The sequence below is a fragment of the Litorilituus sediminis genome (assembly GCF_004295665.1).
Taxonomy (GTDB): domain Bacteria; phylum Pseudomonadota; class Gammaproteobacteria; order Enterobacterales; family Alteromonadaceae; genus Colwellia; species Colwellia sediminis.
This window is the reverse complement of record NZ_CP034759.1, coordinates 2,256,642-2,273,663: the sequence shown is the minus strand read 5'-3', so window position 1 is coordinate 2,273,663 and position 17,022 is coordinate 2,256,642. Positions and strand designations below refer to the sequence as shown.

Annotated in this window: 15 protein-coding genes; 6 read left to right on the top strand and 9 right to left on the bottom strand. The window is 38.7% G+C overall.

Annotation, left to right across the window (positions count from 1 at the left end; genetic code table 11):
• Positions 1-91 precede the first annotated feature (91 nt).
• Entirely contained in the window at positions 92-628 is a 537-nt protein-coding gene (locus EMK97_RS10135; RefSeq protein ID WP_130601804.1) for a cytochrome b, read from the top strand.
• Between the two features lie 16 nt (positions 629-644).
• On the opposite strand, the gene EMK97_RS10130 is transcribed toward EMK97_RS10135, so the two are convergent.
• On the bottom strand, positions 645-1,439 hold the full coding sequence (locus tag EMK97_RS10130; RefSeq protein WP_130601802.1) for a thioredoxin family protein: 795 nt from the start codon (positions 1,437-1,439) through the stop codon (positions 645-647).
• A 149-nt stretch (positions 1,440-1,588) separates the two neighbouring features.
• Entirely contained in the window at positions 1,589-2,479 is an 891-nt protein-coding gene (locus tag EMK97_RS10125) for a dienelactone hydrolase family protein (protein ID WP_130601800.1), read from the bottom strand.
• 237 nt (positions 2,480-2,716) lie between these two features.
• On the opposite strand from EMK97_RS10125, the gene trhO reads away from it, so the two are divergent.
• The 4 genes from trhO to EMK97_RS10105 all read left to right on the top strand — a co-directional run bounded on the left by trhO (position 2,717) and on the right by EMK97_RS10105 (position 6,862).
• Complete coding sequence (gene trhO / locus EMK97_RS10120; RefSeq protein WP_130601798.1) at positions 2,717-3,703, top strand: oxygen-dependent tRNA uridine(34) hydroxylase TrhO; 987 nt, start codon at positions 2,717-2,719, stop codon at positions 3,701-3,703.
• 186 nt (positions 3,704-3,889) lie between these two features.
• Positions 3,890-5,956 carry a S9 family peptidase gene (locus tag EMK97_RS10115; RefSeq protein ID WP_130601796.1) on the top strand — a complete coding sequence of 689 codons (2,067 nt, stop codon included), beginning with the start codon at positions 3,890-3,892 and terminating at the stop codon, positions 5,954-5,956.
• An 87-nt stretch (positions 5,957-6,043) separates the two neighbouring features.
• A complete protein-coding gene (locus tag EMK97_RS10110) occupies positions 6,044-6,439 on the top strand; it encodes a GNAT family N-acetyltransferase (protein ID WP_130601794.1) in 396 nt (131 codons plus the stop codon).
• 57 nt (positions 6,440-6,496) lie between these two features.
• Entirely contained in the window at positions 6,497-6,862 is a 366-nt protein-coding gene (locus EMK97_RS10105; protein ID WP_130601792.1) for a GFA family protein, read from the top strand.
• Between the two features lie 801 nt (positions 6,863-7,663).
• On the opposite strand, the gene EMK97_RS10095 is transcribed toward EMK97_RS10105, so the two are convergent.
• The 4 genes from EMK97_RS10095 to EMK97_RS10080 form a co-directional block, all read right to left on the bottom strand.
• Positions 7,664-8,410, bottom strand: coding sequence for a substrate-binding periplasmic protein (locus tag EMK97_RS10095; RefSeq protein WP_170176744.1), 747 nt, complete (start codon positions 8,408-8,410; stop codon positions 7,664-7,666).
• Between the two features lie 100 nt (positions 8,411-8,510).
• Complete coding sequence (gene gltS / locus EMK97_RS10090) at positions 8,511-9,704, bottom strand: sodium/glutamate symporter (protein WP_342774584.1); 1,194 nt, start codon at positions 9,702-9,704, stop codon at positions 8,511-8,513.
• Positions 9,705-9,725: 21 nt separating this feature from the next.
• Positions 9,726-10,202: a potassium channel family protein gene (locus tag EMK97_RS10085; protein ID WP_170176743.1), complete on the bottom strand. Its 477-nt coding sequence runs from the start codon at positions 10,200-10,202 to the stop codon at positions 9,726-9,728.
• 147 nt (positions 10,203-10,349) lie between these two features.
• A complete protein-coding gene (locus tag EMK97_RS10080; protein ID WP_130601786.1) occupies positions 10,350-11,078 on the bottom strand; it encodes a hypothetical protein in 729 nt (242 codons plus the stop codon).
• A gap of 377 nt (positions 11,079-11,455) precedes the next feature.
• Between EMK97_RS10080 and EMK97_RS10075 the strand changes: the two genes are divergently transcribed.
• Positions 11,456-11,896 carry a hypothetical protein gene (locus tag EMK97_RS10075; protein WP_130601784.1) on the top strand — a complete coding sequence of 147 codons (441 nt, stop codon included), beginning with the start codon at positions 11,456-11,458 and terminating at the stop codon, positions 11,894-11,896.
• Between the two features lie 740 nt (positions 11,897-12,636).
• On the opposite strand, the gene EMK97_RS10070 is transcribed toward EMK97_RS10075, so the two are convergent.
• The 3 genes from EMK97_RS10070 to EMK97_RS10060 all read right to left on the bottom strand — a co-directional run bounded on the left by EMK97_RS10070 (position 12,637) and on the right by EMK97_RS10060 (position 17,004).
• Positions 12,637-14,559, bottom strand: coding sequence for a DNA topoisomerase III (locus EMK97_RS10070; RefSeq protein WP_130601782.1), 1,923 nt, complete (start codon positions 14,557-14,559; stop codon positions 12,637-12,639).
• A gap of 114 nt (positions 14,560-14,673) precedes the next feature.
• Positions 14,674-15,030, bottom strand: coding sequence for a DUF5329 family protein (locus tag EMK97_RS10065; RefSeq protein WP_170176742.1), 357 nt, complete (start codon positions 15,028-15,030; stop codon positions 14,674-14,676).
• Positions 15,031-15,108: 78 nt separating this feature from the next.
• Positions 15,109-17,004 carry a beta-ketoacyl synthase gene (locus EMK97_RS10060; protein ID WP_130601780.1) on the bottom strand — a complete coding sequence of 632 codons (1,896 nt, stop codon included), beginning with the start codon at positions 17,002-17,004 and terminating at the stop codon, positions 15,109-15,111.
• Positions 17,005-17,022: the final 18 nt, after the last annotated feature.

Genomic DNA, 17,022 nt, shown 5'->3' with positions numbered 1-17,022 from the left:
GGTTATGTAAATATCGCGTAAAGTTTGCACTGACTTTGAGTTAAGTCTGTATACTGAAAGTACGTATTTCTTTATTTATCAGAGAGCTATTATGGAATTATCGAAAAAAACTAGATATCTACATATTATTATTGCCATTAGCATGATTTGCTTGGCGGGGGTTGGGCTTTATATGTCAAAGACTGAAGCCTTTGCTTTGTACCCTATTCATAAGTCATTTGGTGTTATTGTTTTTATTTTTGCCTTGTATCGAGTCATAGTAAGAATTAAAGAAGGCTGGCCAGCACCTGTTGGTGTAGCGGCTAAGTTTCAATTGATGATTGCCAAAATAGTACATTGGGGACTCATTTTGATGACGGTTATCTATCCACTTTCAGGTATGATGATGTCTGGTGCGGGTGGTCATGGTATTTACGTTTTTGGCATTGAGTTACTGGCATCAAATTATGATAGCGTTACGGGCGATGCTATTGCTTTAAATCCTACCATTGCTTCATTAGGTCATGAATTACATGAAGGTTTAGTTAACGTACTGATTCTGTTTGTTGTTGTGCATATAGCAGGAGCGTTAAAACATCATCTTATTGATAAAGATGAAACCATTACTCGAATGTTTACTTTTAAATAAATAGTTTAGTTGTTTTCTATTCCCAAGCAAAAGCCTCATATTCTGGGAAATTTAACTGAACTGACTTACCGTTTGATGCAGCGTGGCTTGCCTGTTTTCTTAGCGCTATAATGTCATTTTGAATGTTATAGCGTAAACGTCTTGCTTGTGACCATAGCTGCTCTTCTTGCTCGGTAAATGCTACCTGCTGTTCAATAAAGCGTTGTAAAGCAGGGCCTAAAACCTCATACGCTTTCTTTAAACGTTTAGCATGATGTAATGAAAAAGCCGATATTTCTTGCTCGTAAGCTAACATTTGCTCAGAATTTTCAGTATTAGCTGGCATATTCACCTTTGCTTCGCGAGCAAAGTAATCTAGATAGCCTTGTAAATCGATACTGTCAGCATTTAGCCATTTTTGCATGCTAGTTAAGTTGGTTATTTTATTGCTCATTGGGTCGATAATCATAACCGTAGGCGTACCATAATAAATTGGCATACCAAAACGAGAGACAACATCATAGCCCTTTTGGTAATAGCCAATATCAACAAATAAGGTTTGGTAATTTTTTTCTAGCAGTGAGCTCATTTCGTTACTTGAAAAGCGTTGAATAAGCCCTTGGCTATCATGACACCAATTGGCGCCAAGTACGATTAATAGCTTTTGCTGTGCCAGTTTGGCTTGTGCTAATTTATTATCAATTGCCTGCATGCTTGTTTCAGACGGGCTAAATTGAAATTCACTGTGGGAAATTTTGTTGTGATGCGTTTGTGTAAAGGTACTGCATGAAAAAAGGCCATACGAGATAACCAAAGCTATAAGAATTCGCACTGTGCTACCTATTAGAAGGATAAAAACCTGCTTGATAATACCGTAATGATTAATGATATGGTAATTTTCTTTAGTACGAACGTACAATTAAAGATTTAGCTAACAATGCTTATTACGGCATTGCTAGCTAAAATCAGCATGCTTTATTGCTAATCGTCAGACTCTTCTAAGGCAAAAAGTTCTTGGAAAAATTCAACGACATTTTTTCGTGATTTACGGGCAACACGCCAATTAGGTGCTAATGTTACTTCACCGCCTAGGCCAAGGTGTGCATAAGGGTCGTTAACAACCCAAGTTGGCTCTAATCGATCCCAAGCGTGATAAGCACGATTAAATACATTAACTTCAACCAGTTCTTGCTCATCTTCCGTTAAATTTTCGACCATATTTGGGCAAGTGTCGGGCAAATCATAATCATCTAAGCCGCCAGCTTGTAAGAGTACGGGAGCACCTGTTAGGTTGTTAAATTCAAACCCCGGAACATTATTATAAAGCCAGCAAACAGGGTAATGGGCAACATGTCCTGCAAAGCGCAGTGGGCTGCCAGTTAAACTCATATATTGCTCAGTAGCCGTTAACATGGATAATACCCCGCCCCAAGAAAAGCCAATAATGCCAATACGTTGAGCATCTATCATAGGTTGCTGTGCAAGGTAAGCCATGGCGGCAAAGACATCGGGTAAGGTTTCTTGTGGTGATGCGGGTCTATCTGCACTGCCACCTTGTAGGTTCCTCGCGCCCCATAAATCTAATTCTAAGGTGGCAATACCCGCTTTATTTAATGCTTTAGCGTAGAACTTGCCTGTGCTATCGATACCGCTAGAGCTATGCATAATAATAACCGCAGGTAATGCTTGCGTTTGTGCTGTTCGTGGTATTCGGTATTGGCCTGAGACTGACCAGCTTGAGTCAGCAGTTTGCACCGGAATATTGACGTAAAAAATTTGTGGTAATGGCGCTAATCTAGACTTAGCATTTGCGCTAAATGTAATTTGTATAAAAAGTAGGCTAGCAAATAGCCCAATAGATAGTTTATTCATAATAGATCCCTCTGTTGTGGTTGGCTTGAGTACTCCTTTCAAGTATTGGGGTAAGAGGATAGAGCACCTAGGGGTAAAAGTCTATTGAGCGGTTAAATAATATTGTATAAAAAACGCTCGCTTTTGGTGTTTTAGCTTGGTGAATATTCTGATAGAATGCGCGCAGTTTTTTGATCTAGATCAATTTTTAAATCTACAGCGCTGGATTTACGTTCCAGTTGGCTCAATGGAGACACCATGACCTCTACACCTATTACTGTTTGCGCTTTATATAAGTTTGTTCGCTTAGAGCAATTTGAAGCCTTACGCCAACCTTTAACTGATCATATGTTAGCTAATCAAGTAAAAGGTACACTTTTACTGGCAGCTGAAGGTATAAACGGTACTATTGCCGGCTCTGCACAGGGTATTAAATCAGTACTTTTATTTTTAAGTGAACAGCCTAATTTAGATAATATTTCTTACAAAGAATCATATACAAATGAGAATCCATTTCATCGCACCAAAGTAAAACTTAAAAAAGAAATCGTTACTATGGGGGTTGAAGGAATAGACCCTAATAAAACCGTTGGTACCTATGTAAAACCTAAGGATTGGAATGCGCTTATTTCTGATCCACAAGTGTTATTGATTGATACGCGTAATGATTATGAAATTGAGATTGGTACCTTTAAAAATGCGATCAACCCAGACACGGAAACCTTTAGAGAGTTTCCTGCTTATGTTGCTAAAAACCTTGATAAAGACAAGCACAAGAAAGTTGCTATGTTCTGTACTGGTGGTATTCGCTGTGAAAAGTCTACCGCTTATCTAAAAGAGCAAGGCTTTGATGAGGTTTATCACCTTGAAGGTGGTATTTTAAAATACCTTGAGGAAGTGCCAAGTGATGACACTATGTGGCAAGGAGAGTGTTTTGTTTTTGATGGTCGCGTTGCGGTAAATCATGACTTAGAGCAAGGTCAATATGACCAATGTTACGCGTGTCGCTTTCCATTAACGCAAGAGCAAAAGCAGAGCGAGCACTATATTGAAGGCGTAAGCTGTCATCGTTGCCATGATAAAGTTACCGATGCACAGCGTAGCCGTTACCAAGAGCGCCAGCGTCAAATCGCTTTAGCGGCTGAGCGTGGTGAAGCCCATATTGGTGGTGAAATCTCAACTATCAGCAAACAAAGAAAGCAACAAAAAGAGCAACGTAAGGCTGAGCAAAGTAAAACGAGTTAGTTGCTGCTAGCGCCACATTAAGGCTATTGTGGCGCATTAACTTTACAAATTGTTGCTTTATCCATTCCCCGCTTTATTGCCTATCTGAGTTAGATTGTATATTCTGACGACACGAAAATTTCGAGCTTTTTCATTCTAGTAGAAAAAGCCTTCTACCTTAATTTACTAATCTTGATTGAGAGTTTTATGAAAGCTTCACATATAGTTGCCGGCGTTACCTTGGCGGCAAGTTTAGGCTCAGTAAACGCTGAGGTTTTAACAGTTGAGAAATTAAATCAACTAAATCAATTGCATGACGTTAGCATTTCACCCAAAGGTGATGCGTTAATTTATGGCCTTAAAAAAGGCACTGCTTCTAAAGATAACCACTTATATCGTCAAGATATTAAGTCAGGCAAGGTAACTCAGTTAACTAACCATGCAAACTCAGAGCATAATGTCGTTTGGGCGGATGATGGTCAATCTATCTACTTTTTATCAAGCCGTAGTGGTAGTTCACAAATTTGGCAATTACCGTTAACGGGCGGTGAAGCGGTTCAAGTATCTGATTTACCATTAGATGTTAATGGCTTTACCTTATCTAAAAATGGTCAAACCTTTGCATTATCTATGACAGTTAAGCCAGGTTGTGCTGATTTTGCTTGTACCATAGATGCAAGAAAAGCTGATGAAGAGAAAAAGTACAATGTCCGTGCTTATGACCAGTTAATGGTGCGTCATTGGGATGTATGGAACACTGAGTACAAAGAGCATTTGTTTGTTGCCAGTAAAAACTCGCAAGGCAAAATTGTTAGAGCTGATAACCTAATGCAAAACTGGGTTAGTGATATTGCTGGTATTGGTGATGTTGCCATTCATCCACAAGGTACGTCGTTAGTATTTGCTGCAAAAGATTCTTCAACGCCAGCCGCGGCTAATAACCATGCCTGGAGCACTAACTTTGATTTATTTGAAGTTGATTTAACGAAAGGGGTTACTCAAGGTAGTTATAACTTAGTTAATATCACCAAAGAGAATGAAGCTTGGGATACTAAGCCGGTTTACTCTTCTAACGGTCGTTATTTAGCATATAAAGCGATGAAAACACCTGGCTATGAGTCTGATAAGTTTACCTTACACTTACGTGATAACCGTTCGGGTAAAATCCGCAGTGTTGCGCCAACTTGGGATCGCTCAGTAAGTAGCATTAGCTTTTCACAAGATAACAAAACTATTTTTGTTACTGCGCAAGATGTAGGTCAAAAGAGCATTTTTGCTATTACACCTGAATTTAATGAAGTACAAAAAGTTTATGGTGTTGGTACTAACGGCGATGTTTCTAGCTTTGGTGATAAACTTTATTTCACCCGTCATACCTTAGGTTCACCAAAAGATATTTTTACCATAGGTAAAGATGGTTATGGCTTTAAGCAGTTAACAGATATCAACAAAGAGAAACTGGCTAAGGTTAAATTTGCTGACTATGAGCAGTTTAATTTTAAAGGCTGGAATAACGAAAAAGTACATGGTTACTGGTTAAAGCCAGCTAATTATCAAGAAGGACAAAAATACCCCATTGCCTTCTTAGTACACGGCGGTCCACAAGGCAGCTTTGGTAACATGTTCCATTATCGCTGGAATGCTCAATTATGGGCTGCGCAAGGCTATGGTGTAGTGATGGTCGATTTCCATGGCTCTACAGGTTACGGGCAAGCATTTACCCATTCAATTAGCCGAGATTGGGGCGGTAAGCCATTAGAAGATTTACAAAAAGGTTTAGACTTTATTGTTAAAGATCAGCCTTGGTTAGATCGCGATAATGCCTGTGCATTAGGTGCATCGTACGGTGGCTACATGATGAACTGGATTGCCGGTAATTGGTCAGACGGTTTTAATTGTTTAATTAACCACGCTGGTTTATTTGATATGCCAAGCTTTTATCAATCAACAGAAGAGCTTTGGTTCCCTGAGTATGATTTAGGTGGCCCGTTATGGGGTAATGATAACGGTCAAGTAAGTGACGATTACAACAAGTTTAACCCGTCAGCTTATGTTAATAACTGGAAAACACCTATGCTAGTGATTCAAGGTGAGCTAGATTACCGTGTACCTTATGCGCAAAGTTTAGGTGCGTTTACTACCTTACAACGTAAAGGTATTGATAGTCGTTTAGTGATGTTCCCTGATGAAGACCACCATATTCGCAAACCTGATAATTTAGTGGTTTGGTATGACGAAGTATTTAAGTGGTTAGAAAAATACACTAAAAAATAACCGTAAAGGTTAACTTATTTAACAAAGGCACATGTTATGTGCCTTTTTATTTTCTAGCATTAATATAAGCATAAAAAGGAGCAGTTTGTGTACCAAGTCATTGAAAAGGTAGCAAGCCCAGAAGACTTTGTTCGCTTAAGAAAAATAACTGGGCTAACACCTAGAACACTCATAGCTGCTGAAAAAGCATTGCCTAATAGCCTGTATGGCGTACATATTTTGATTGATGGCAAAACTATTGCTATGGCGCGTGTTGTTGGTGATGGCGCGCTTAACTTTGATATTGTTGACGTGGCGGTTGATCCTGATTTTCAAGGGCAGGGTTTAGGCAATACTGTGATGCAGCATGTTATGGCATATTTAGATAAAGCAGCCATGCCCAGTGCTTATATAACTTTAATGGCAGATGTGCCTGCGCTATATTTAAAGTTTGGTTTTAAGTTTAGTAGCCCAGCAAGCGAAGGCATGTATATGGTGAAATAGCTTAGCTATTAAAGCTATAAAATCAGTGAGATAGTGTTAATTAAAAAGGAGATTTTTATGGTAAAGGCAAGTTGTCATTGCGGTAATATTGAAATTGAAATTGAAATAGCAGAGCAGCCACAGGCTTTAGTGAGTTGCAATTGCTCAATTTGTAATAAAATTGGTGCCTTATGGGGGCATATGTCGCCTAAAGTGGTTTCAGTTACCGAAAAAGAGCAAGCAAGTAAAAGCTATAGCTGGGGTGATAAGGACTTAGCCTTTCATCATTGTACTTTGTGCGGTTGTACTACTCACTATATGCCAACAGATGCTAGTTCTGATCGCATGGCGGTTAATTACCGTATGGTAGATCGCAATGTTGTTGATGCTATGCATATTAAAAATTTTGATGGCGCTGATACTTGGAAGTTTATTAGTGAATAAGTGTTATCACTTGCTTAAAAATATCAACTTTCGCTAGAGCTTGACCTATTCTGCCACTGTACTGTACTTAGCTGATGGTCGTGGAGCTTGGATTTGTGAAAGTGCAAACTTATCTTGCTCTGTTATTATAGTTGACTAGAGTACTGTATAACGTTTGCTATTGCCGTTACTATCAATGAATAAATAAGTCTAATAGATAAATCATAAAGGCTTATTTAATTTATTGAGTATCTGCTTATATATCAAGGCTATGTCAGTAAAAATTTAATATTTATTAGTTACTTTATCGACAGTCCCTTAAGTAACTATCGTATGTAAGGATATATATGGACATTAATATCACCTCTGTTGGGCAATTTATTTTTATCAACATAATAGTTACGATGTTTTTAACATTAAAGTTTGCCAGAGGAAACACAAATAACCTTTTGCTTGCGGGTTTCTATTCTTTTTTATTGAACTTACTGTTCTTTCCTGCAAGCTGGCTGTATTGCTGGTATTGGTCAAGAAAACATAATGCGAAAGTGAATGACTCTCCCTGTGATTAATGGTCGATTCTCTAGCTAGTACTTTTACTGACATTGGCATTAAATTTATTTGCAATAGGCTAGCTATTGACGCGAAATTTTTTTGGAATTAAGTAAAATTATCAAGCTAGAGAGTACATGTGCAGATTAACTATCGATATTTCAGACTGTTAACTTATCTCTTAAACCGGGTTCAGGTTAGTTAGAAATTATCAATTGGCTATAAGTTGCAGATGTCACTGAATTTAGCTGTATTTATTAGCTAAATCTGAGCTTATCTAAGCTGGTAATGAGCTCGGATTTGCTGAAATTCTCCCGAACTAATCATTTTATGAAGCTGTTGGGCCAGTGGTTTAGCATAGCGTTGAATGGATGTTTTTTTTGATATAGCAATATAGCTACCGACAGGGTCATCATAAAGATAATTGGCTAAAGCGAGTTTTTGTTGGTAATCCTGTGTTGATAATAAGGGCTTTATGCTTTCTTCTCGTTCAATAAAAGTGTCAATGTGGCCTTTTAGCAACATTTTTACTAATTGCTCTCTTGACGTTATTGCTACCTTTTTCATTGAATGATTATTGTCAAATTCATGGTGATAAGAGGCTCCACGAATGGTACCGACAATTAAAGGCGTTAAATCATCGATATTATTTATCGTTATGTTGTTATTGGCTAAGGTAAAAAATCTCAGTGGTTTATGTTGTAATAGGTAAGGTGGTTCGATAAAAGTTAAATACTCTGCTCTTTCTTTAGACTTCATGACGCCCATAATTAAATCGGCTTGACCTTTTTTGACCATAGTTAAACAGCGAGCAAAGGGGCAGCGAATAAACTTAGGGGTGAGTTGCACTCTTTGGCTTAACAGCTTGATCATATCAATATTTTCCCCTTGCCACTGGTTATCAATATAATCAACAAAGGGCGGCTCAAGAAACACAGCGACTTTTATTTCCTCTTCAGCTGCTATGGCAGTGCTAGTTGAGCTGAAGTAAAACAAGATAAGAGCAAATAATCGTTTCATAGTATGTGAAATGCAATAACTTTGGATAAATGACATGCGCATCGATAAGTATAGCTTATCAGGTAAAAGCCACAACGAAGTGCTATATGCTAATGTTCACTTAACTAAGCCAGGCAAGACTCATTTGAATTATCACGGCATTGGCAATATCAATAAAGAAAGCGCCAATTAAGGGGACAACAATAAAGGCTTGCGGTGATGCACCATACTTTTTGCTAACGGCAGTCATATTCGCGATTGCTGTTGGGGTAGCGCCCAGTGCTAAACCTGCATAACCTGAAGATATAACGGCGGCATCATAGTTTTTCCCTAAGGCACGAAAAACAATAAACACGGTAAATAAGGTGATCACTATCACCTGCATAGTGAGTAATAATAAAATTGGTAAGGCTAAGTCTACAAGAGTCCATAATTGTAGGCTCATCAATGACATGGCTAAAAATAGCCCTAAGCTGAAATCGGATATTAATGCCAGCGTAGGTGTACCAGAAGGCCAGGGTAGATCTTTCCAAAGTAAAGGTATGGTATTGGTTAATATAATACCGGCAAACAAGCAAGGTACAAAAGTTGGCAGTTTAATACCTAGACTGGTTATAAACTGGTGCAAATGGATACCTATACCAATGGCAATACAGAGAATGAGTATCACTTTATAGATGGTATTTACGGTGATTTTCTCTTGTTCGTCTTTGTTACCTACAGCTAAGTGCTCATCAGAATTAGAACTTAATTGGTAGCGCTTGATTAGAAAACTGGCGATAGGGCCGCCGCATATGCCGCCTAATACTAAGCCAAATGTGGCGCAAGCTATACCAATTTCCATGGCATTTTCAATGGCGTAACCTTGAGCAAAATGAGGAGCCCAAGCGATCGCTGTGCCATGGCCACCACTAAGAGATACCGAACTGCCTAACACACCAACTTGTCTGGGTAAGTCGGTAAAATAGATCACACCAACGCCAGTTAAGTTTTGTATAAACAAGTAAGACACGGCGATAACTAACAGAATAACAAGTGCTTTGCCGCCTTGTAGTAGGGTGGAGAAGCGGGCTGATAAACCCACGCAGGTAAAGAAAACGATCAGTAAAACATCACGCTGTTTCAGGGAAAACTCGACGCTTTGCTCAAAAGTAAAATAGATGGCGCTAAAGATAACAGAAGCAATGATGCCACCTGTTACAGGCTCAGGAATGTTATATTTTTGCAGGAAGTTAATACGCTTGTTTAAGTAACGACCTAAAAATAAAACCAGTACCGCAAGAATTAAGGTTTGCCTACTATCTAGTTCCATCATTGATATTAACCTCAGCTTAGATTATTTTTTTAAGGCGTTTATTTGGCTAGCGAGTTGTTTAAGTTGCGCTTTAATTTCTTCGTTTTGCGCTAAAATTTCCTCATTTTGCTTTCTTAGCTCACGGTTTTTGATATTGGTATCAGCAAAACCAAAGACTTTATTGGCAAAAACAGCACCAACACCACCTAAAATACCAACACCTAAAATAAACATACTAAAGACAGTAATTCTACCGAGTAAGGTTACTGGGTATACATCACCAAAACCTATGGTGGTAGATGACATTAACATCAGCCAAAAAGCATCGGCATAGTTTTGTACTGGTGAGTTTTCAACACCCGCTTCAGCGATATAAGTGACATAGCCAAGGCCAATATTGATGACAGCAAAAAGTATAATAGAAAGTAGCGCTAATACGCCGTAGTTGTAGTTTTTTACACCAAACTCATCAACTTTATATAAGTTGGTTTTTTCCATCGCGTTTTGCAGGATAATCATGCACATAGTTCCATAAATAATACTAGTTATATGTACATAATATTATCTTCATTTACATATGGGAAGAGGGGAGCTCTACTGGAAAAATGATTTGAGGTTTAGGGCTCTGTATTTGATGAGCCCTGTCAGAGGGGGGTTAAAAATATATTATTGATTAGCTAATTTTAAATTGTATTTTCTTAGACAAAATGTAGATAGTAAAAGTAGGCTCCAAATTGGAGGTTCTGGTATTTGAGAAGCATTAAAATCAAATTGGGTTACAAGTCCAAAATAGCGATCATTCACACCACTCCCAGCATTAGGATGATTTGAAAATATTCTTGAAAAATTCGGGGAAGTAGCCGCATCTAAATAAAATTGTCCACCTTCTCGTGATCTAATTGTAATATCTAATAAAATGTTGCTTTGACCGTCGTAGTAAAATAGATCATTTACATCAAAGCTAATATTGAATGGATTGGGTGCTGATCTAATTTCTGTGTCTGTCAGAATATATTCACCATCATATACAACTGTAGATTCCAAACCAAAATGCGGCATAAACATAGCTGTTGTAGAAGCAGCATAAGTGTCTGTGTTAGATAGAGTTATAGTGAGGTCAAATTTTGCTTCATCAAAACTTTCTTCGAAGTCACCGTCTAGTCTGAAATTAACTCTATCAAGTGTTCCTTGCACCCCTTTAAATAACTCAGCATTATATATCTGTTGGTAGCGGCTAATTGTATTTCCGCCAAGAGGGTGTCCATTTCGATATTCACCTTCTACTGTGTCAGCATTACCGGGAGCATATATAAGGGTTCCATTAGCACTATTTGAGAAACAGAGTAGAGTAAGTAAAAGGCTGAGCAGATGTCTGATTACAAGTTTTCCATGCATTAGTATATTCCTTTATTTAATCGTATTTTAAAGAGCTTCCTTTTATGAAGATGTTTATGATAACGGTCTTTTAATCACAAGACAATATTGTATAAAGTATTCGTTTTTCCTAAAGGGGAAAACTTCATTATGAAGTCTTGGGTTTAATACTGTTATAGGGGTTAATACTGTTATAGGTGCTAATTCTTGAGGTGGTATCTTCGCGAAAGCCTGATTTTATAAAAATCAGGCTTAGTGAACTTGCTATCTATAAGCTGGCTTTGCCGATATTCTTGTCTAAAAAGTCGAGGACTTTCTTATAGACCATATAACGGTTATTTTCGTCATAATAACCATGCCCCTCATTGGGAAGTTCTAACCATTCATAGCTTTTATCTATGTCAACTGCTGAGTTTTCGGCTAAGGTATGGAATGCATATGATTATGATTTTGTACAAAAAGGAACTGGTGTTGGCTTCCAAGCGGGGACGAAAGAAAATAACCTGAAATTTGAAATTGGTGGTGAAGCAACGATATATAAAATCTTGACAGAAGCTAATAATACGAAATGGGAAATATCAGCTGTTGGATCTGTCACTAATAACTCAAACACTTTTAGCTATGATATTATTAAATTTGGAAATAGTACTAGCACCTCTTTTACGTCGACAAATATACCAATAAGAACATCTAAGCCAACTTTTCAAGCTTGGCGTCGGAATGGCTCTTATACTCACAAGAATATTGGGTTCGCTTCAGACGGTGTATTAAAGTTCGAAGCAAAAGCAGGTAAAATCGGTACTCACGTATTTCAGTTTGATTTTAGTCAGTTTAAGTAGGTATTCTAAGTGCAAATAATATGGAAAATAGGTTTTTGGGGAGCAGTATTAAATGTGATACTGTTTATGATTATTGACAATACACTTGAAAAACCTCTAAATGGACACTTTGTAACAGTTAGTGGTTTATTTACTTCATTTATATTTTTTACTTTGTGGTCATATGCTTTTTATAAAGTATATAAATCGAAAGGAATTGGAAAAAAGGTTTTACTGTTAATAGTTACTATTGCGTTTTCAGCCATAACTGGTTGGATTATGTACTACAAGGATAATTATTCAAAATAGACTTTTAAAGAATTAACTAAAAATAAATTGGGTCAGGTACACATTAAATATGTGAAATGACGAGAGCAGTCGCTTAAAGTTGACCCTTTATGTTGATAAATTAATTAGATTAAAGACGACAGCCGCTCAAAGTAGAAAATAACAAACCTCTCAATTCAGGTTAATAGATAACCTGAATGTGAGAGGTTTATTTATGACTACTGCTAGAAAGTAACTAATTAGTTTAGTGGATACTCCGTATGATCATTGTATATCTCGTTGTGTAAATTGAGGTGTGATTAACTAAGGGCCTAACTTAAATTGGCCGTATTTCAGACGCTAAAACGGAGTCATTTTTAAATCTGACTAAAACCCTAACTGTTTCAATTACCTTTAACTATGATTGTAAATTTAAGTCAAAACCTACAGTCAGAATTATAGATGTAATTACAGGTTTTGATGTGCATATCACATCAAAACGTTTTTCTCTTCCGTATTCTCTTCGATTTAGGCTTAAAGGCCACTTTGGGTAAAGCAGAAAAGTCTTGTTGGTTGGCAGCTGTTATCATTTCGCTCACCGTAGTGGTGAGTGGCTGCATAAAGCTGGCGTAGCTGGCAGATTTTTCACTAATCTCACCTAATTTCGCTTCCCATTGAGCGGTCATATCAGGCAAGGTGGCAGCAATAGGTAGGGCTTTTATCAGAGCTATACCGATATCCGTGGCAATAATTTTCTTCCCTTGGCGCTTAAGAAAATTACGCTTAAAAAGCAATTCAATAATATTGGCTCGGGTGGCCTCAGTGCCTAGGCCATCGGTATCTTTGAGTACTTTGCGTATGTCAGGATCACTAACATAGCGTGAAATGCCTGTCATGGCACTGAGTAAGCTAGCATCAGTAAATGATTGTGGTGGTGAAGTTTCTTTACTAACAAGTTCACCAGATTGGCAATGCAGCTCATCGCCTTTTTTTAGTTTAGGTAGATTAACTTGCTGCTGACTGTGTTGCTCTTTTTTACTGGCGGGAAAGAGTTTTTGCCAGCCAAGTGCTAATTCTACTTTATTATTTGCGCTAAATAATCCGCCGGCAATTCTGATGGCTACCTTGGTTTGTTGATATTGATAAGCAGGATAAAACTGAATTAAATATTGACGGACAATAAGCGAGTAAATGTTTTTTTCAAACGGATTTAAATTAATATTATTGGCCGACTTTTCTGTTGGAATAATGGCATGATGAGCACCAACTTTGCTGTTATTCCATGCTTTGCTAATTAGTGATGCGTCGGCTTGGCTTGCTTGCTGTGCTATGGTCAGTGGCTTTGCCGCTAGTGTGCTACTACTGAGCATGTTTAGAATACCAGCTGCTTGCTTGTGCTGTTCCTTAGGTAAGTAACGACAATCAGATCTTGGGTAGGTGATAAGTTTGTGCTTTTCATATAAAGCTTGGCAAACATCGAGCACTAGCTTGGCGTTCATAGAAAACTGTTTCGCGGCACTAATTTGTAAGCTAGATAAATTAAAGGGTAAGGGTGCTGTTTGATGTTTATCTTCAGTCACGACATTTTCAACGAATGCCGGTTGGTTTGTGATGCGTGAGATAACATTTTCAGCTAAGCCTTTAACTAATACGCGTCCCTCTTCATCACAATATTGTTGGCAATTTTCACTTGGCTGCCATTTGGCGGTAAATGCTTCATTGTTATTGGTAATTAAGTGGGCAAAGACTTGGTAAAAGGGCTTGCTAACAAAGTTGGCAATTTCTTGCTCTCTTCGTACCACTAAACCTAATACTGGGGTTTGTACGCGGCCAACCGATAAGACACTATTAAAGCCTGATTGTTGGCCGTGGATAGTATAAGCTCGGGTTAGGTTGATGCCATAGAGCCAATCTGCCCGCGAGCGTGCCAGTGCAGAAATAGATAAAGGCATAAAGTCTCGGTTGTCTTTTAAATTGGCTAAGGCGCGCTTTACTGCAGGTAAGTTTAAGTCGCTGATTAGTAAGCGTTTCATAGATTGTTTTTTTTGCTGGCTTACCTTTAAATAATCAATTACTTCATCAATAAGTAATTGTCCTTCTCGGTCAGGATCGCCGGCATGAATGATTTCACTTGCTTGTTTTACCAGCTTTCTAAGTGCAGTGAGTTGCGCACGTGTTTGATAAATCGGTTTAAGTTGCCACTGATCGGGAATAATAGGTAACGTATCTAGGCGCCATTTTTTTAGTTCAGCGTCGTAATCTTCAGGGTTTGCTTGCGTTAAGATGTGACCGATACACCAGCTAACCACATCGCCATTACCTAGTTCTATGTGAGTTTTATGTTTTTTTTGTGGTTTAGGTAAGGCCGCTGCTATCGCTCTTGCCAAGCTAGGTTTTTCTGCAATATATAATTTCAAAGCTGATGTGAAACATGATGTGTTAAGACAATAATCATTAGCATAGCTTAAACACTGGTTATTTGTACAGTTTGTTTTGACTTTGACTTTGCCTTCGCTTTAGTGCAATTGGTATTACTTCGCCTTTAAGCTGTGTCGGTAGCGAGTTAATTCATTGAGTAGCCAGGTTTGGCTTTTTATTGGTTTTTGCTCTGGGCAATGTATGGTGTAGTGCTTGCCAGAGAAGGTACTTTTGCTGGCTGAATAGTGAATAAAATCTTCAGCGCTTTTGATATCGTCAGCAAAGTATCGGTATTTCTTTTTGATATGAGCTACCGCCTCCCTACCATTGTGGAAGCTGCCATTTCGCTCATATGTACATGAAGTTTGCGCAACAAATGCCAGTAGGTGATTGATCTCACTTTGGCTATCAGCGTGCGCCGATAAAGCGAATAATGCCATGCAAAGTGTGCAAGTGCGAAGGTAATTCATTGATGCCTCAAAAAAATAAAAGCAGCTGGTGCTGCTTTTATCATAACGATTACCTAATGATTAAGTACAGGGAAAGTTTTACACCATATCATCAAAAGGGTTTTCACTTGGTAATTTAATGGTATGTTTAAACTCATTAAATGTTAGTTCATCAGCATTGATTTCAATGGCTTCTTCATCAAGTAAACCTTCACCAAACTTGTAGATAATATCAAATTGACCGGCATTGGCTTTATCGCGATAGGCTTGCTGTGCTAGTTCAACCGTTGCCAATTTGTCATAGTATTGCTTCATCGCTTGTTCGCCATGTCTTTTTGCCATCATGGCAAGGCTTACTTTGGCAGAAAATACCGTTGCTGTGGCATTGTTACCACCAAAGCCTTTTGAGTTGATAAAAGCAACATCCATATCAGGACAGTTCCAGTGCTCAGTTGCGATATTAAGGCGTTCGTTGTGAACATCATCTGCCACTTTATCTATGGTGGTTACGCCCGGCATAATGTTATCGCTAAAGATACCTAGTGCCATCGCCATTTGATCGCCACTTGCAGGACCTATGGTGTGACCAACGTACGCTTTAGGTGCTGCAACTGGCCAGTTATGGATATCAAAGCTGGTAGCTAACTTATGATAAATAAGTGATTCAGTGACACGGTTTTGCGGCGTACTTGAGCCATGAGCCAGAATAAAGCTTCGTTCTTGTAGCGCTTCTTTACCGAGTACTTTTTCAGCTAAAGCAACAGACTTTGCCATAGTAATGTAGTTACCAGGGCCCGGCGCTGTGATAGATTTTTTATAGCCATCAGCATTGACAAAGACATCAGCAACAGAAGCCAATACTTTAGCACCCATTTCAACTGCTAGCGCATCATCCATTAAAACAACAAATTGCGCACCTTCACCTATGGTAAAGCCACAGTTATTGCCAAATGGGCGGCTAGTACGGCGATGATCCGCTATGCCGTTGCCATCTAATTTCTTTAAGCCTTCCTCGTTAGCAAGGGCGCTCATATTACCAAAACCTTCAACAATTTCTGGGGTAATAGGTGCTTCAGCGCTGCCGACTACAGCCACGCGGATACGGCCAGCCTGCATATCTTGTACTGCGGCGCGCAAGTTATAAAGGAAGGTTGCACAAGCACCAGATGATGAGAAGGTTGTGCCAACATTACCGGTAACATAAGCATTGATAAAGTCGGTTGACATGGTGTTTAAGCCTAAGGCTAATTGCTTAGTGCTAACACGAGAGCCAGCAAGGCGACTTTTTAACATGCCACCTAAACCTTCGTCTTGCATTTGACCAGCTACAGAAGCAGAGTAAGTACCAACTTGATCTGGGCTGATTTTATCTAAAATAGTATCCCATTCAATACCCGTTGAGCGAATTGCATCAGTCGCGGCAAAAATTGTTGCCTGTAAGCCACGTGGTTGGTAGCGACTGTTGTATAAGCTTTCTGGTTTAAAGCCTGTTGGCATTTGCCCTGCGGCTTTAATTGGGTTATCGCGATAGGCATCATGTGAAACCGTTAGTTCCTCAGGAATTTCGACACTCACGCGACCGTTGTCTAATTCAGTTACCACCCAAGCAGAAGGGAGTGGATGAGGTAGCTCTTTTTTGCGTAATTCGAAACTGATGTTTTTATCACGCGGGCTAATTTTCATTTTTTGATGCCAATGTGTTGCATCAGGATCAAAATGATTTTTCTCAATTTTTCTAATCAGTGTGCCGTCTAAAATTTGCTGACCAAACTTAGCTTCAACTTCAGCTGCTTCGATAACATTACCTTGCTGATCAACCAACTTACCATTTTCACTTGAAATTAAGTTCATTAAACTTGCTAAGCCGACAAAGGTTTCTTGTCGTGCTTGTGCGTTTAGTTTATCAATAACAATGCGACGAAAGCCTTGATGAAAAGAAGTTCGTCCTGCAGCATTAATGCCGCCCATGCCAATGACTAAAGGTAAAGCTGTCATAATAAAACCTTAAAAAAT

Coding starts and splice junctions, on each gene's coding strand:
- EMK97_RS10095 (WP_170176744.1), bottom strand. CDS start 8,410: ATGAAACGATTATTTGCTCTTATCTTGTTTTACTTCAGCTCAACTAGC.
- EMK97_RS10075 (WP_130601784.1), top strand. CDS start 11,456: ATGTCAACTGCTGAGTTTTCGGCTAAGGTATGGAATGCATATGATTAT.
- EMK97_RS10085 (WP_170176743.1), bottom strand. CDS start 10,202: ATGATTATCCTGCAAAACGCGATGGAAAAAACCAACTTATATAAAGTT.
- EMK97_RS10080 (WP_130601786.1), bottom strand. CDS start 11,078: ATGCATGGAAAACTTGTAATCAGACATCTGCTCAGCCTTTTACTTACT.
- EMK97_RS10135 (WP_130601804.1), top strand. CDS start 92: ATGGAATTATCGAAAAAAACTAGATATCTACATATTATTATTGCCATT.
- gltS (WP_342774584.1), bottom strand. CDS start 9,704: ATGATGGAACTAGATAGTAGGCAAACCTTAATTCTTGCGGTACTGGTT.
- EMK97_RS10105 (WP_130601792.1), top strand. CDS start 6,497: ATGGTAAAGGCAAGTTGTCATTGCGGTAATATTGAAATTGAAATTGAA.
- trhO (WP_130601798.1), top strand. CDS start 2,717: ATGACCTCTACACCTATTACTGTTTGCGCTTTATATAAGTTTGTTCGC.
- EMK97_RS10065 (WP_170176742.1), bottom strand. CDS start 15,030: ATGAATTACCTTCGCACTTGCACACTTTGCATGGCATTATTCGCTTTA.
- EMK97_RS10060 (WP_130601780.1), bottom strand. CDS start 17,004: ATGACAGCTTTACCTTTAGTCATTGGCATGGGCGGCATTAATGCTGCA.
- EMK97_RS10125 (WP_130601800.1), bottom strand. CDS start 2,479: ATGAATAAACTATCTATTGGGCTATTTGCTAGCCTACTTTTTATACAA.
- EMK97_RS10115 (WP_130601796.1), top strand. CDS start 3,890: ATGAAAGCTTCACATATAGTTGCCGGCGTTACCTTGGCGGCAAGTTTA.